13 protein-coding genes are annotated in these 15361 nt (G+C 65.0%); 5 read left to right on the forward strand and 8 right to left on the reverse strand.

Translation table 11 applies throughout. The features are described from left to right. The 7 genes from ACE3SN_RS02890 to ACE3SN_RS02920 all read right to left on the reverse strand — a co-directional run. Positions 1–640, reverse strand: a 640-nt coding sequence (locus ACE3SN_RS02890) for an alpha-hydroxy-acid oxidizing protein (protein WP_374527288.1), incomplete at its 3' end; no start/stop codon positions are given. 8 nt (positions 641–648) lie between these two features. Then, the gene (locus tag ACE3SN_RS02895) at positions 649–1974 is read right to left on the reverse strand and encodes an aminotransferase class III-fold pyridoxal phosphate-dependent enzyme (protein ID WP_374527290.1); all 1326 of its coding nucleotides are present in this window, start codon (positions 1972–1974) and stop codon (positions 649–651) included. Positions 1975–2022: 48 nt separating this feature from the next. Continuing rightward, the gene (locus ACE3SN_RS02900; protein ID WP_374527292.1) at positions 2023–2814 is read right to left on the reverse strand and encodes an SDR family oxidoreductase; all 792 of its coding nucleotides are present in this window, start codon (positions 2812–2814) and stop codon (positions 2023–2025) included. Between the two features lie 26 nt (positions 2815–2840). Next, on the reverse strand, positions 2841–3833 hold the full coding sequence (locus ACE3SN_RS02905; protein ID WP_374527294.1) for an asparaginase: 993 nt from the start codon (positions 3831–3833) through the stop codon (positions 2841–2843). A gap of 8 nt (positions 3834–3841) precedes the next feature. Beyond that, entirely contained in the window at positions 3842–4828 is a 987-nt protein-coding gene (locus tag ACE3SN_RS02910; RefSeq protein WP_374527296.1) for a dipeptide epimerase, read from the reverse strand. Between the two features lies 1 nt (position 4829). Next, positions 4830–6011, reverse strand: coding sequence for an acetyl-CoA C-acyltransferase (locus tag ACE3SN_RS02915; RefSeq protein WP_374527298.1), 1182 nt, complete (start codon positions 6009–6011; stop codon positions 4830–4832). 39 nt (positions 6012–6050) lie between these two features. Continuing rightward, entirely contained in the window at positions 6051–6872 is an 822-nt protein-coding gene (locus ACE3SN_RS02920) for an enoyl-CoA hydratase/isomerase family protein (protein WP_374527300.1), read from the reverse strand. A 105-nt stretch (positions 6873–6977) separates the two neighbouring features. Between ACE3SN_RS02920 and ACE3SN_RS02925 the strand changes: the two genes are divergently transcribed. Both ACE3SN_RS02925 and ACE3SN_RS02930 read left to right on the forward strand, forming a co-directional pair. After that, positions 6978–8207: a pyridoxal phosphate-dependent aminotransferase gene (locus ACE3SN_RS02925; RefSeq protein ID WP_374527302.1), complete on the forward strand. Its 1230-nt coding sequence runs from the start codon at positions 6978–6980 to the stop codon at positions 8205–8207. Beyond that, the gene (locus tag ACE3SN_RS02930) at positions 8207–8497 is read left to right on the forward strand and encodes a DUF1330 domain-containing protein (RefSeq protein WP_374527304.1); all 291 of its coding nucleotides are present in this window, start codon (positions 8207–8209) and stop codon (positions 8495–8497) included. The genes ACE3SN_RS02925 and ACE3SN_RS02930 overlap by 1 nt, the downstream gene beginning before the upstream one ends. Before the next feature lie 25 nt (positions 8498–8522). Here the strand turns inward: ACE3SN_RS02930 and ACE3SN_RS02935 are convergent, their stop codons facing one another. Continuing rightward, complete coding sequence (locus ACE3SN_RS02935) at positions 8523–10088, reverse strand: class I adenylate-forming enzyme family protein (RefSeq protein WP_374527306.1); 1566 nt, start codon at positions 10086–10088, stop codon at positions 8523–8525. 137 nt (positions 10089–10225) lie between these two features. Here ACE3SN_RS02935 and ACE3SN_RS02940 point away from each other — a divergent pair, with 137 nt between their 5' ends. From ACE3SN_RS02940 to ACE3SN_RS02950, 3 genes are read left to right on the forward strand one after another with little or no spacing between them, the layout of a single operon-like run. Then, positions 10226–11644: a serine hydrolase domain-containing protein gene (locus tag ACE3SN_RS02940; protein ID WP_374527308.1), complete on the forward strand. Its 1419-nt coding sequence runs from the start codon at positions 10226–10228 to the stop codon at positions 11642–11644. After that, complete coding sequence (pepN, locus tag ACE3SN_RS02945) at positions 11644–14235, forward strand: aminopeptidase N (RefSeq protein ID WP_374527310.1); 2592 nt, start codon at positions 11644–11646, stop codon at positions 14233–14235. Before ACE3SN_RS02940 ends, pepN begins: the two co-directional genes overlap by 1 nt. 19 nt (positions 14236–14254) lie before the next feature. After that, positions 14255–15358: a serine hydrolase domain-containing protein gene (locus ACE3SN_RS02950; RefSeq protein WP_374527312.1), complete on the forward strand. Its 1104-nt coding sequence runs from the start codon at positions 14255–14257 to the stop codon at positions 15356–15358. Positions 15359–15361 lie beyond the last annotated feature (3 nt).

Genomic DNA, 15361 nt, shown 5'->3' on the forward strand with positions numbered 1-15361 from the left:
CATGGGTGTCGAGGTTGGGGAGGGCGAACTTTTCGCGGAAAACATAGTCCAGCCCCCAGCGCGGCTTCATCGCATAGCCCAGCAGGTTGCGGGGCGTGAACTTGGGCGGCGAGGTAAAGCCGCTGCGCGCACAGCGTTCGCGCTTGCCCGAAACGATGGTGTCGACCGTCAGCGCGATGGCGTCGAACTTGGCCGCCTGGCAGCGTTCGATCATCGAGCGGTTGAGGCCCTTGTCCTTGTGGACATAGAGCTGGAACATCTTGGGCGTGGAGATCAGCGCCCCGATTTCCTCGATGGAAACGGTCGCCAGGCTGGAAATCCCGCACCACACGCCGAACTTTTCCGCCGCGCGCGCCACCGCGCGTTCGCCCTGCCAGTGGAACACGCGTTGCAGCGCGGTGGGGGAGAGGATCAGCGGCAGCGCGCTCTTGCGGCCAAGGATCGTGCAGCTGGTGTCGATGGACTCCACGCCGGCCAGCACGTCTGGCACAAGATCGGCGCTGTTGAACGCGGCGGTGTTGCGCGCCTTGGTCACCTCGTCATCGGCCGCGCCGTCGATATAGTCGAACACCGGCCAGGGCAGGCGCTGCTTTGCGAGGCTGCGGAAATCGTCGATGTTGTGGCAGTCGCTCAAACGCATCATCGTGCTCACTTGAGGGCGCGCAGGCTCTGGCGAACGAGCTCGAAGATTTCCTCGATGTCGGCCGGAGTGCTGGTGAGGATTGGTGCGATCGCAATGGTATCGCCATTAGCGCGGATCGCGATGCCCTTCTCGTAGGCCTTGGTGAACAGCTCGTAGCCGCGCAGGCCCGGTCCATCCGGGTGCGGGGTCAGCGTCATGCCCCCAGCCAGGCCAAGGTTGCGGATATCGGTCACAAAGGGTTCGCCGCGCAGGCCATGCATCGCAGCCTCGAACAATGGTGCGAGCTGAGCGACGTTTTCGTAGAGGCGCTCATCACGGATCGCCTGCTGGGCGGCGAGGCCGGCAGCGACAGCGAGCGGGTGCGCCGAATAGGTATAGCCGTGGAAAAACTCGACTCCGGTCGGCGTGGCGTTGATGATCGTATCGTGAATCTGACGGCTCGCAATGACCGCGCCCATCGGTACGGCCGCGTTGTTGATGCCCTTGGCCATGGTGCACAGATCAGGAGTGACGCCGAAGAACGTTGCCCCGTTGGCCGCGCCCAGTCGCCCGAAGCCGGTGATGACCTCGTCGAAAATCAGCAGGATCCCATGCCGCGCGGTGATCTCGCGCAGCTTTGCGAGGTATCCGGCAGGTGGTACAAACACGCCGGCCGAACCAATCATCGGCTCGACGATCACCGCCGCGATCGAGGACGGATCGTGGAGCGCGACGATCGCTTCGAGTTCCTTGAGGTAGACCATCGGATCGCGGTCAGGCTGGCCGCGCGTGAACGCGTCGAGCGCGGGATCGTAAGGGAAGGGCATGTGGTCCACGCCAGGAAGGCCAAGGCCGAAGAACTTGCGGTTGTTGGGCATCCCGCCCACCGAAATGCCCCCGAAACCGACGCCGTGATAGCCGTTGACGCGGCCGATGAAGCGGGTGCGCGTGCCTTCCCCGCGCGAGCGGTGGTAGACCAGAGCCATCTTCAGCGCGGTATCGACCGCTTCGGAGCCGGAATTGGTGAAGAACACGTGTTCGAGTCCGTCAGGGAACTGATCGGCCACCTGGCTGGCAAGCTCGAACGCCCCGGGCGTCGCGAAGTTGAAGGCGGGCGAGTAGTCGAGGCATTGCGCTTGCCTGATGATTGCCTCGGTGATGCCCTTGTGGCCGTGTCCCAGGATCGAGCACCACATGCCCGAGAACGCATCGCGGATTCTGCGTCCGTCGGCGGTGAAGTAGAACTGTCCTTCTGCCCCCGTGATGAGGCGCGGAGCAGCCTTGAACGCCTTGTTGGCCGTAAAGGGCAGCCAATAGGCGGAAAGATCGTTTGGAACGGGGCTGGCCGGCATGGTGTTATTCCTGTGCGCTGTGATGGTCAGGTCTGGTCGATGGTCTGGTTATCCGACGACACCTGTCGGGTTGCCGGCAAGCTGGCCCCCGTCGCAGGTCAGAATCGCGCCGCTGATGTAGGTGGCCGCATCCGAACACAGGAATGCGGCTAGGTTCGCCACTTCCGCCTTGGTACCGAAGCGCTGCAGGGGAATGGCACTGGCGATCCTTTCCGCCATTTCCGGTGTCGAGGACAGCCGGCGCATTCCTTCAGTATCGCCGATCGGACCGGGCAGGATGGCATTGACGCGTACGCCACTCGGCCCCCACTCGACCGCCAGCGCCTTGGTCAGCATGTCGATCCCGGCCTTTGCCGAGCAGACGTGTGACTGCAGCGGGATCGCTTGACTGGACTGCACGGCCGATATGTTGAGCAGCGAGGCACCGGGGCGGCGCAGATGTTCGAAGCTGGCGCGCATGACATGGTAGGTCCCCAGAAGGTCGATTTCGATCACGGTCCTGAAGGCATTGGGTGACATGCCGATCGCCGGGGCGACGAAGTTGCCTGCCGCACCGGAGACGACGAAGTCGATACCGTTACCGACCTTGGCGAACTGGCCGATCGCGCTTGCGACCGCGTCATAGTCGCGCACGTCGCCGGTGTAACCCGCCGCATCGACGCCGTTTTGGTGGAGCATGGCGAGTGCGGCATCGACCTTGTCCGGAGACCGACTGAAGATCCCCACTTGCGCGCCGAGCGAACCCAGACGCGCCGCGATCGCGAGATTGATCCCGCTTGATCCACCGGCGACGAACGCCCGCTTGCCGCGGAAGATTCCGGCTTCAAATACGTCGGTCATGGGCATTTCCTCTCAAATTCGGTTGGTCAGATCGCCTCTGCGATCCGGGAAAAGCGGGCGCGGCAATCATCCGGGCCTTCCATCAGCAGCAGGGTCAGCAGCACCCGGGCCTTGAGTGGCGATAGACTGCCGCCGTGCAGAAGGCCGCGCCCCAGAAGGTCGATTTCCGCGCCCGGATAGCCGTAAGTCGCCGTGCAGACCGGCCCCGCCCCGGTGCGCGAGCACAGCACCACCGGAGCCGTGCGCGCCAGCCGCTCAAGGTCGGGGACCAGGGTTTCGGGGACATGCCCGGCCCCCATGGCCGCGATCACCCAGCCTTCGACCGCTTCGTGTCCAGGTGCGCGCAGGGCCCATGGCGAATGCTCGAGCGCAATCGTGACCAGCTCGACCGCTGGCGCTGTCCGCCCGGTATCCGCTGCGATCTTGGGTAAGCCAGTGCGCGCCGGATTGAACGCAACAAACCGACCTTCGTGAATCCGCCCGCGCAGCCCGCATTCCCCTGAGGTGAAGGCTGCCAGCGCAGTGGTATGACCCTTGACGGCAAGGCGTGCCGCGTGGACGCAATCGTCCATTACGATGACGACTTCGCCCTGTCCGGAGGAGGCCTCAAGGAAGCGCAGCGCGCCCAGCAGATTGGTCGCCCCATCCGCGCCGACAGCACTGCTGCCGCGCATTGCACCAGTCAGGACGATGTCAATCGGCGCAGTCACCAGCAGGTCCAGCGCGAAAGCTGTTTCCTCGAGGCTGTCGGTGCCCTGCGCCACCACGACCCCGTGATAGCCTTCGCCATGGAGTTGCTCGATCACAGCCGCCAGCCGGACCAGATCGGCGAAAGTGATGTTCGCGCTGGGAACCCCGAGGAAGTCGGTCCAGTCGACTTCGAGTAGGAGGCCTTCCGGGCCCGTCATGGCCGCAAGGTCGGCAGCGCCCAGCGCTGGCGTCAGCGCTCCTGAGCTCGCCGCCATCGCGATCGTGCCGCCCAGCGCGATTACCCGCACTTTCCGTTGTCCTGCGGCCATGCTCCGTCTCAGCCGCCCCACAGTTGAGGCGTGAAGCAGTGCAGGTGACCGCCCGAGTAGTGCATCGCATCCGCGCGATCGTCGAGCAGCAAGGCCGGGCCATCGAGGTCGACGAAGTCGCACCGCGTCCCGAGCACGTATGCCGGTGCCGCGCCCAGCGAGGTCGGACCGCTGCACCCAAGCATGACCTTCATGCCGCGAGTATGGGCTGCCGCTTCAAGTTCCAGTCCCGGGGTCAGCCCGCCTACCTTGTCCAGCTTGATGTTGATCGCCTGATAGAGCTGTGACAGGCGGTCCAGATCCTTGATCGAGCTGCAGCTTTCATCGGCGCAGAGCGGGATCCCGCCGGTATAGCCGGCCAGCGGAGCGTCCGCCTGGTGATGCAGCGGCTGCTCGATAAGTGCGACACCCAGCGCATCCAGCGGCCCGGCCAGCCGGTTGAGCGTCGCAATGTCCCAGGCCTCGTTGGCATCGACGATCAGGGTGGCGCCGGCGCAAGCCGCAGCAATTGCTTCGACGCGTTCGAGCACGTCTTCCTGATTGGCTTTGAGCTTGAGGATGCGAAAGCCCCGCGCGAAAGCCGCGAGCGCATCGTCTCGCATCTTCAAGGTCGGGTTGATCCCGATGGTCAGGTCAACTTCGATCGCTTCCTTGCGTTCAACGCCCGCGCGCTGCCATACGCTCTGGCCCGAGCGCTTGCATTCCAGATCCCATAGCGCGCAATCGAGAGCGTTGCGCGCTGAGCTGTTGGCGACTTTCGCGGCGATGTCTGCGCGAGTGGCGCCGCCCGCGAGCAGGTCAGCTGCCCCCTCGAGCGCGGCAGCCACGTCCTCGCGGGTCTGGCCGTACTGGGGAAGCAGGCCGCATTCGCCGCGCCCAACGAGATCGCCGTCCCGGATATAGACCGTAAACAGCTCAGAATTGGTTTTGGCGCTGCGGGAAATGCGGAAGGTTTCGGCGTAAGGCCATTCCTGGAATGCGAACAGCAGGTCCATGTCAGGCAACCTCGAACAGACCGGCCGCGCCTTGGCCACCGCCGACGCACATCGAGATCACCACGTACTTCTCGCCGCGGCGCCGTGCCTCGATCAGCGCGTGGCCGACCATCCGCGCGCCGCTCATGCCATAGGGGTGGCCGATCGATATCGCCCCGCCATCGACGTTGAGCCTGTCATCCGGAATGCCGAGGTAGTGGCGGCAATAAAGCACCTGGCAGGCGAAGGCTTCGTTGATTTCCCAGAGCCCGATGTCGTCCATTTTCAGGCCGCTGCGTTCAAGTAGGCGCGGGATCGCGAAGATCGGGCCAATGCCCATTTCATCAGGCTCGCAGCCAACAACGGTCATGCCCCGGAAATAGCCCAGCGCCGCGATGCCGCGCTGCGCGGCGAGATCGGCGTCCATCACCACGCACGCGGAAGACCCGTCGGACAACTGGCTGGCATTGCCGGGGGTGATCGTTCCACCTTCGCGCACCGGCTTCAGCGACGCTAGGCCGTCCAGCGTGGTATCGGCGCGCGCTCCCTCGTCGCGGGAGATCGTCACTCGCCGGTGGCTGCGCTCGCCGCTTGCCTTGTCGGTCACCAGCATGTCGCAGGTGACTGGGATGATTTCCTCGTCGAAGCGGCCGGCGGCAATTGCGGCGGCGGTGCGCTGCTGGCTCGACAGCGCGTAAAGGTCCTGCGCCTCGCGGCTGATGCCGTAGCGCTCCGCGACGATTTCTGCGGTCTGCAGCATCGGCATGTGGATCGCCGGGTGGCGCGCGATCAGGCGCGGGTCGGGCACGCGCGAGGTGTTCATTGCCGGGGTCTGGGCAAGGCTGATCGATTCCACGCCGCCCGCGACGATCACTTTCATCCCGTCACAGCCGACTTGCCGCGATGCAGTGGCGATCGCCATCAGACCGGACGAACACTGGCGGTCGATGCTCATTCCCGCGACAGTCACTGGCAGGCCGCTTGCAAGCGCGGCGAGGCGGCCAATGTTGAAGGTCTGCGTGCCCTGCTGAATGCTGGCGCCAATGATGCAATCCTCGACCTCGTCAGCTTCGATGCCCGCACGGCGCACTGCTTCGGAGATCGCATGACCTGCCAGGGTCGGCGCCTCCAGATCGTTGAAGGCGCCGCGGTAGGCTTTCCCGATTGGCGTGCGGGCAGTCGAAACGATGGCAGCAAGCTTCATGACAGTTCCTTGAAAAGTGGTGATGGGGTGGCAGGAGGCTCAGTTGCCCTTGAACTCGGGCGGGCGCTTGGTCAGGAATGCAGAAACGCCTTCGCGGAAGTCTTCCGAGCGCGAGGCCAGCAGATACTGGTCGCGGTCCATGAAACTTACGGCCGCGGCATTGGCGAAGGCGGCTGCGTTGACGGCCTCCTTGGTCATTCGCGCCGGAAGCGGCGGCAATGCGGCGACCCGCGCCGCCCAGCGCTGCGCTTCGGCCAGCGCTCCGCCCTTGGGGCAGGCCATGTCGGCAAGGCCCCAGGCGACGCAGCGAGCGGTATCGACCGGGTCGCCGAACAGCGCGACCTGCTTGGCTCGGGCAGGCCCGGCCAGCGCGGTGAGGCGCGGCAGGGTTCGCCAGCTCATGTTCATGCCCAGTGGCACTTCGGGCAGGCGGGCAAAGGCACCCTCGGCCATGATCCGGAAATCGCAGGCGAGGGCAAGCGCGAAGCCGCCGCCGACGCAGAATCCCTCGATCGCGACGATCGTGATCACCTCGATCTCCTCCCAAGCCTGGCACATGTCCGGACCGGCCGCGACCGCGGAGCGCAGTTCCAGTAGGCTCGCCGAGCTGGCGTTGCGGCTGGAGGACAGCTGGAGGTCGACCCCTGCGGAGAAATAGTCCGTCTGACCGGTCAGGATCACCGCCTGGAACGCGCTGCTGCGCCGAATTCGGCGGGCAATTTCGGTCAGGCTCTCCATCGTGGCGGCATTGAGTGCATTGCGCGCGCCGGGACGGTCGATCGCCACGGTCAGGACTGCGTCGTCCAGGCTGAGCCGGACCCCGGGCCAGTCTCCATCGAGAGGCTGCATTGCGCTGCTCATTGGGTCACCATGCGTTGCGATGGGCGGAATTGGCGAATTGACTCGCCGGTTCAATGTGTGCAGTGATTACATAACGCGAAAGACATTGCAAGGGGATGACGGACCATGGCTGAACAGCAGGAGACCTGCACGCTCGAAGCGCCCGCGCGTTGGCCGTTGACCGCCCGAGCGGCGATTAGCGACCTGCCCGCTTCGAAGATTCGCGAGATTGCCAATGCCGGTTTTGGGCGGACCGACCTGGTCCGGTTCTGGTTCGGGGAAAGCAACCGACCGACGCCCGACTACATCAAGCGCGCCGCGGTGGAGGCGATCGACAAGGACGCGGTGTTCTACACCCACAACAATGGCCGGGAGGATCTGCGCGAGGTGCTCGCCGGCTATCTTGGCGGACTGCATGGCCGCGGATTTTCGACCCAGCGGACTTCGGTCACGTCCTCGGGCGTCTCGGCGCTGATGATCGCATTGCAGACGCTGATCGCCCCCGGCGACCGGGTCGTGCTGGTTACGCCGATCTGGCCGAACATCGCGCAGATTCCCGAAGTGCTGGGTGCCCATGTCGAGCGCGTCGCGGTATCGCCCGGCCCGGCGGGCTGGGAGCTGGACCTTGACCGGTTGCTCGATGCGGTGACGCCAGCTACGCGGGTGCTGATCATCAATTCGCCCGGCAACCCGACCGGCTGGACCATCACGCGCGCACAGCAACAGGCGATTCTCGATCACTGCCGCCGGCTTGGCGTGTGGATCCTGTCCGATGACGTCTACGAGCGTCTGGTCCTAGGCGAGGGTGCGGCGAATGCACCATCGTTCTTCGCACTCGCCGACGCGCGCGACCGACTGATCGGCGCGAACAGCTTTTCCAAGGCCTGGCTGATGACCGGATGGCGGCTTGGCTGGCTGGTCGCGCCGGAGGAACTATTCGGCGAACTTGGAAAAGTGATCGAATTCAATACCTCCTGCGTGCCGGGCTTCATCCAGTCGGCAGGCATTGCCGCACTGGCCGAGGGTGAGCCGCACGTTCGTGCGTTGCAGCATGAGCTGACCGCCAATCGCAACAAGGTGCTGGCGCACCTCTCGGCCATGGAGGGCGTGGAGGCCCCCTGCCCTGAGGGCGGGATGTACGCCTTCTTCCGGATCAGAGGGCATGGCGATTCCGTGGCACTTGCCCGCCGCCTCGTGGCCGAGGCGGGACTGGGGCTGGCCCCGGGCGCGGCTTTCGGCCCCGAGGGCGAAGGCTGGCTACGCTGGTGCTTCGCGGCAGGCGGGACCGAGCTCGACGAAGGGCTTGCGCGGCTGGCGCGCTGGGTCTCGGACAATCGGCGCAAGGAGCAGGAATAATGCCCAAGGGTTACGTCATTGCCCGGGTCAGCGTCGGCGATCCCCATGCCTATGCGCAATATGCCGCGCTCGCCCGCGTCGCGATGGACCGGTTTGGCGCGACAATCCTCGCGCGCGGCGGGCGCTATACCGCACTTGAGGGCGAGGCGCGGCCGCGCAACGTGATCCTCGAGTTCGCAAGCTACGATCGAGCACTCGAATATTGGAACTCGCCCGAATATCAGGAGGCGCGCGGCCACCGCCTCGGTGCGGCCGAGATCGAGCTTTGCGTGGTGGAAGGGATCGACTGAGCGCGATCCCCGTCGTTCCTATGGGTCAGCCCGCGCTCGCTGCGGCTGCTCGTTCCTTGAGCTGGCGGCGTAGTTCCTTCTTGTCGATCTTCCCCAGCGTCACGCGCGGAAATTCCTCCACCAGGATCACCTCGTCCGGTACCTTGAACGAAGCAAGCCGTGCGCGGCAGGCCTCAAGCGCCTGCCCCGCAGCATTGGTGCAGTCCGGGTGAGGGATGACGAAGGCCACCGGCACCTCGTCGAGCATGGGATGGGGCTTGCCGACCACCGCCACCTCGATCGCCGCGCCGCTGGCGAGGACCACCCGCTCGATCTCGGATTCCGCCACGTTTTCCGCCCCGACCCGCAACATGTCGCGGTCACGCCCCTCGAACATCACAGTGCCATCGGCCTGAGGTGTAACCCGATCGCCGGTCTTGAACCAGCCTCGCTCGTCGAAGGCATCGGCAGTCGCTTCGGGATTGTTGAGGTATTCATGGAACAAGGAAATGCCGCGCACGCCCTTGATCCACATAATGCCGCTTTCCCCGATCGCCACATGGCTGCCATCTTCGCGCCGTACTTCGGTCTCGTAGCCCGGGGTTACCCGGCCCATCGAGCCGATTCGACCCGGCATGTTCCCATTGGAGATCAGCGTTAGCGAGACCGTTTCGGTCATCCCGAACCAGCCGAGCAGGGGGATCCCGAACTTCTGCATTACCGCCGGCGGATCGATCGCGCCCAGGCCCCAGCGCTGGATGCGGTGCTCGGGGACGGGCATGCCCATCAGCGCCTTCAGCATGAAGGGGATCTGGACGCCCCAGGTGCAGCCGTGCTCGGTCACGCAGGGCCAGTAACGGCTGGCCGAGAAGCGCTGCTGGAAAACCAGCGTCGCCCCGACCCACAGCGTGGCGAGGTGCGAATAGGACAGTGCGTTGGTGTGATAGAGCGGCAGGCAGGTATGGCCCACATCATCAGGCACGACTTGGCTGCACAGCGCCCCGATTCGCGCGCCCCACAGGGCATTGGCATGGGTCCAGACCACGCCTTTGGGTCTCGAGGTCGTGCCCGAGGTATACTGGACGCTGTTGGGCAGGAGCGGCTCGGGGTCACGCAGCGGGGCACGGCTTGGATCGCCGGCGGCCAGGTCTTCAAAGGCCAGAGCTTCGGCCCCGCGCGGGGTTTCGGGCGGGCTGCCGCAATCCTCTTGCGTCACACAGATCCATTGCAGCTGTGGCCCTGCCGCGCGGACCAGCCTCGCCATTGCCGGTTGCGTGATCGCGAAGCGCGCACCGCAGTGGTCAATGTAATAGGCCAGCTCCTCTTCCGACGAGCGCGTGTTGGTCGTCACCGCCACCGCGCCCAGGCGCGAGCAGGCGTGCCAGGCGAGCAGGAATTCGATGCAGTTATCCATGTGGATCACGACGAAATCACCTTTGACCACGCCGCGCTCCGTCAGTCCGCCCGCCAGCCTGGCCACGGCATCGCGAAAGTCGCGATACGTCCACATCCTGGCCGGCAGATCGGGCGGCGCGAAGATCAGGAACGGGTGCTCGGCGCGATCCTTCGCGCGCGCTTCCAGTAGGTGCGGCAGGTCTTGACCGGTGAACATGTGGAATGGGCCCGGTAGATTTTCCTGCCTCATCATCCAATCTCCTCAATGCGACTGACGAATACATTGACAAGGCCAGTCGAACAAGGCGTAATGTGATCATCGATCATATCGTAGATGATGAAAGGAGGCGTGCGATGCCTGCCCTCGGTGCCGCTTTGCAAGAATTCGCTCACGGCCTGCTGCCAGTCAATCCGGTGGAGGGCGAAGACGTCCGCTGGACCGTCGAGGAGCGACTTGAGTACTATAATTGCCCAGGCGTCGCGATCTGTGCCTTCCGCGACAACGCGATTGTTGAGGCAGCGGGCTTCGGCGTGACGAGCCCCGGTGGTCCGGCGATTGGCGGCGAAACGATCTTCGCAGGCGCCTCGATCAGCAAGCCGGTGACCGCCGTGCTGGCGCTGCAGTTGGTCGATCAAGGACGCGTCGATCTCGACCGGCCGATCAACGACTATCTCGAAAGCTGGAAGGTGCCGGAGAACGACTTCACCCGCCGCGTGCCTGTCACGTTGCGCCATCTGCTAAGCCACCGCGCTGGTACAACGGTCCACGGCTTTGGTGCCTATGCGCACGACCGCCCCGCACCCTCGCTGCTTGATGTCCTGAACGGGACTGAACCCTCGCCGACGCCCGCAGTGGAAGTCGACAAGCTGCCGGGGGAATCAGTGCGTTATTCAGGCGGGGGCACTTCAGTCGTCCAAATGTTGCTCGAAGAGATGAGTGGCACCGACTTTGCAAGCCTGGCGCGCGAGAAGATCTTCGAGCCCCTCGGAATGAGCCGCACCACTTTCAAGCAGCCGCTGCCCGAGGCATTGCGCCCGCTCGCGGCCAAAGGGCATCACGTCGACGGACGGGTTGTTGACGGTGCCTACACCTTCACTCCGCAACTCGCGGCCGGCGGCATCTACACCTCCGCGCCGGACTATGCCCGCTTCATGATCGAATGCCGTAACGCTTGGCTTGGGCGCGGCAACGTCCTGCTTGCGCAGGAGACCGCCCGGCAGATGATGGAGAATCAGGGCGGCGGCCAGTTCGGCCTGGGCTGGGAGATTTTCGGTTCGGGCGCGGATAAGCGCTTTGCCCACGGCGGATCCAACGAGGGCTATCAGTGTAACACCACCTGCAACCTCGAACAGGGCTGGGGCGGCGTGGTGCTGACCAACTGTCTGAGCGGGCTGATGCTCTACTATGAGGTGATGAACGGGATGGCTGCCGCCTTCGACTGGCAGGGCTACATGCGCGCGCCGCGTCGAATCGTCCCAATTGTTGGCGAAGACATGCAGCGCTATGTCGGGCGCTACCGGATCGTCTCCGGGATCGACGCCCCCTATGTCGACATCTGGGTCGAGGACGGCAAGCTGCACAGCCACGTTGCGGGCCTGATCCTGCCGCCGCGCCCGATCTACATGGACGAGACCGGCCGGTTCTTCACCCAGCAGGTGCCGAGCGAAACCGCCGTCGAATATGGTTCGGACGGCCGCGCCCAGACCCTGATCTCCTACGCCGCTGGTGACATCGAATTCCTGCGCGCCGAGCGCGTGCCGGAAGACGTCTGATGGACAAGGCGCTGACGCGGCTGGCGGATTACCGGCCCTATCCCTTCGCAGTGCCCAGCATATCGCTCGACGTCGCGCTCGATCCCGAACGCACGGTGGTCCGCGCGGTGCTCGAAATCGCGGCGACGGACGGCGGCGATGCCGCGCCCGCGCTAGTCCTGGACGGCAAGCGCCTCGAGCTGAACTGGGTGCGGATCGATGGACGGGAGCTGGCGAGCGAAGAGTACTGCGCCACCCCCGAGCAACTGGTGATCCACCACCCGCCGCGCCGTTTCCGGCTGGAAACCGAAGTCGTCATCAACCCTTCCCGCAATCCGTCCAAGAAGGGGCTGTTCTGGCATTCAGGCGTGCTGGCGACCCAGTGCGAGGCGGAAGGCTTCCGCCAGATTACCTATTTCCCGGACCGTCCGGACGTGCTGACGCTCTACACCGTCCGGCTCGAGGCGGAACGCGCGCAGTTTCCAACGCTGCTTTCCAACGGCGAACAATGCGGCTCCGGCAGGGCGGGAAGCCGTCACTGGACGCTCTGGAGAGATCCCTACGCCAAGCCCAGCTACATCTTCGCCATGATCGCTGGCCGGTTCGATGCGCTACGCGATCGCTACGTGACTACCAGCGGGCGCGCGATTGATCTCGCGATCCTCGCCGAACCGGGCGAGGCGGGGCGTTGCCGCTTCGCGATGGAGAGCCTGAAGGCCGCACTTGCCTGGGATGAGCGGGTGTTCGGCCTGGAGTATGACCTGCCGATATACAACGTCGTCGCTCTGCCGGCCTATGCCGGCGCGCAGGAGAACAAGGGACTCAACCTGTTCGGGGCGGATGGCATCATCGCCGATCCCGAGATCACCACGGACGAGGAATTTTCGCTGATCAAGCGGATCATCGGCCACGAATACTTCCACAATTGGACCGGCAACCGTGTGACCTGCCGCGACTGGTTTCAGCTCAGCCTGAAGGAAGGCCTCACCCGCCTGCGCGACCAGCTGTTCATGGAAGACGAACTCGAGGCCGGGACTTACCGGATCGAGCAGGTCAAGGCGCTGCGTCGCAACCAGTTCCCGGAGGACGATGGTCCCGCCGCTCACCCGGTGCAGCCGACCGAATTCGTCGAGATCGAGAACTTCTACACCACGACGATCTACGAAAAGGGCGCCGAAGTGCTCCGCATGCTGCGGACGATGGTTGGCCCCGAGGCCTTCGCCAGCGCGCTCCGCGCCTACCTTGCCCGGTTCGACGGGCAGGCCGCAACCATCGAGGATCTGTTCGATACGTTCGCCGCCGAAACGGGACTGGACCTGGCGCAGTTCCGCAGGTGGCTGCGGCAGGCGGGCCGCCCGACGGTTGTGGCGCAATGGCGCTATGACGCGGACCAGCGCCAGGCTGTCCTGACCCTGACCCAGCGCATGCCGGACAAGCCGGGGCCGGGCGGACCGATGCACATCCCGGTGCGCATCGCCCTGCTCGACATCGGCGGCGCAATGATCGGCGAGCCGCAGCTCGTTCACCTGACTGACTGGACGCAAAGCCTGCGGTTCGATGGGCTGGACGCGCGCCCCGTGCCTTCGATCTTGCGGCAATGCTCCGCACCGGTGACGCTGGAATGCGAGTTGCCCGACGAGGATCTGGTCCTGCTGGCGCTGCACGATGACGACGCCTTCGTCGCCTGGAACAGTGTCCAGCAGCTTTTCACCCGCACGGTCCGCGCCCTGGCTGTCCATTCGGCGCAGGACATGGCGCGGCGCGTGCCGGCGTCGATCGTCACGCTGGCGCGCCAACTGATCGCGGAGAAGGCGGATGGGGCGCCGGGGCTGGTTGCGCAGATGCTGGCAATGCCCGACGAGCCCGCGCTGAGCGAGGGCTTGGACCGGGTTCCTCTCGATGGGCACATCGCAGCGCGTCACGCGGTGAAGCGCGCCATTGCCGAGGCCCTCGGGCAGGAGATGACCGCGCTCTACCGCGAGCTTGGTGCGACCGACCCGGCAGACTTGTCGCCCTTCGCGATCTCGCGCCGCAGCCTGCGTTCCGCGCTGCTCGACCTGCTCCTGGCGAGCGGGGATGAGGAGGCCGTTCAGCTATGCCTGGCGCAGGTTCGCCATGGTCCCTCGATGACCGAGAAGTTCGAGGCTCTCTGCCTGATCAGCCATGTCGATCACCCGGAGCGCAAGGCCGCCTTCGACGCGTTCTACACTGCCTATGCCGACCAGCCGCTCGTGGTCGACAAGTGGTTCAAGGCCTATGCCCTGTCCCGCGCGCCGGGCGTCATCGACGAGATCATCGCGCTGGAGGGGCATCCCGCCTTCGACATCCAGAACACCGCGCGCGCTGCCGCCTATTACGGCAGCCTGTTTCGGCAGAACCGGGTGACTTTCCACGATCCGTCGGGAAAGGGCTATCGCTTCCTTGCGGACCGGCTGCTGATGATGGACCAGATGGGACGCGGGCGTCCGGCCTATTTCATGCCGCAGCTCGACCAATGGAGCCGCTTTGACGAGCCACGCCAAGGCCTGATGCGGGCCGAATTGCAGCGCGTGGCGGAAACGCCGGGGATTTCGGCGACGCTGAAGGAAGTCGTGGCGCGCTCGCTCGCGTGACGGGTTAAGGAGCATCACGATGAGCGACGCTTTTGCGGAAGAACTGCGACGGAGTCTGCCGGAGGACATGGAGCGGCTGAATGTGCCGGGCTGCGCGGTCGCGCTGATCCGGGACTTCGCGCCCACGCAGATCCTCTGCTTCGGTACGGCGGACCGGGCAACTGGTGAGGCCGTGACGGCAGAAACTCGCTTCAGCCTCCAATCGGTGTCCAAGTCGATTGCCGCTTGGGCGGTGATGACGTTGGTGGAACAGGGACGCCTCGATCTCGATCAGCCAATCAGCGACTATCACCGGCGTTGGACCCTGCCGCCATCGAAGGAATTCGACCTTGCGCTCGTCACCCCGCGCCGCCTGCTGAGCCACCACGCGGGGGTCACCGTGGCGGGCTTCCGCGGCGTTGAGCTCGATCAGACCAGCTATACGCTGCTCGATGCGATGCAGGGGCGCCTGCCGCCGCCCAATGCCGAACAGACCGCGCACTATGACTACTGGGACCTGCCGCGCGATGACGACATCATCACCGTCACCCACCCGCCGGGGCTGGGCTGGAATTACTCGAACGCTGGCTTTGGCTTGCTCGAACTGGCGGTGGAGGACATCACCGGCGAAAGCTTTGCGGATTATGTCGCGTGCGCGGTGTTCGCGCCGCTGGGCATGGATAGCGCCTGCTTCGCTCGCCGCGAAGGGCTGCCCTATGCACGTCCGCACAACCGGCAGGGCCAGCCGATCCAGGACTATCGCTGGCTATGCGGCGCGGCGGGCGGGGTTTATGCCTCGATTGCCGATCTCGCCCGGTTCGCCTGTGCCGGTATGGCGGGGGCGGACCGAAGCAAGGGCGGCGGAGCATTGAGCCCGGCTTCAGTCGAGACGATGCATTCCGACCACGGCTCCGCCTTCAACATCGCCGAGCGTCAATTCCGCGCCGGCCTTGGTCATGTGCTCCTTGATCTGGACGGGCTGCTTAATGTCCATCATTCGGGTGGCTCGATCGGCTGGCGCAGCATCTATTCAATCTTCCCTGAAACCGGGACGGGGATCTGCATGCTGATGAATGGAGAAGGTGCCAACGAGCTGTGGCAGCCGGTGGTGTTCCGCTGGAACCAGCAGCACAGCCAAGGGTGAGGT

Source organism: Novosphingobium sp. (assembly GCF_041915465.1).
GTDB lineage: Bacteria > Pseudomonadota > Alphaproteobacteria > Sphingomonadales > Sphingomonadaceae > Novosphingobium.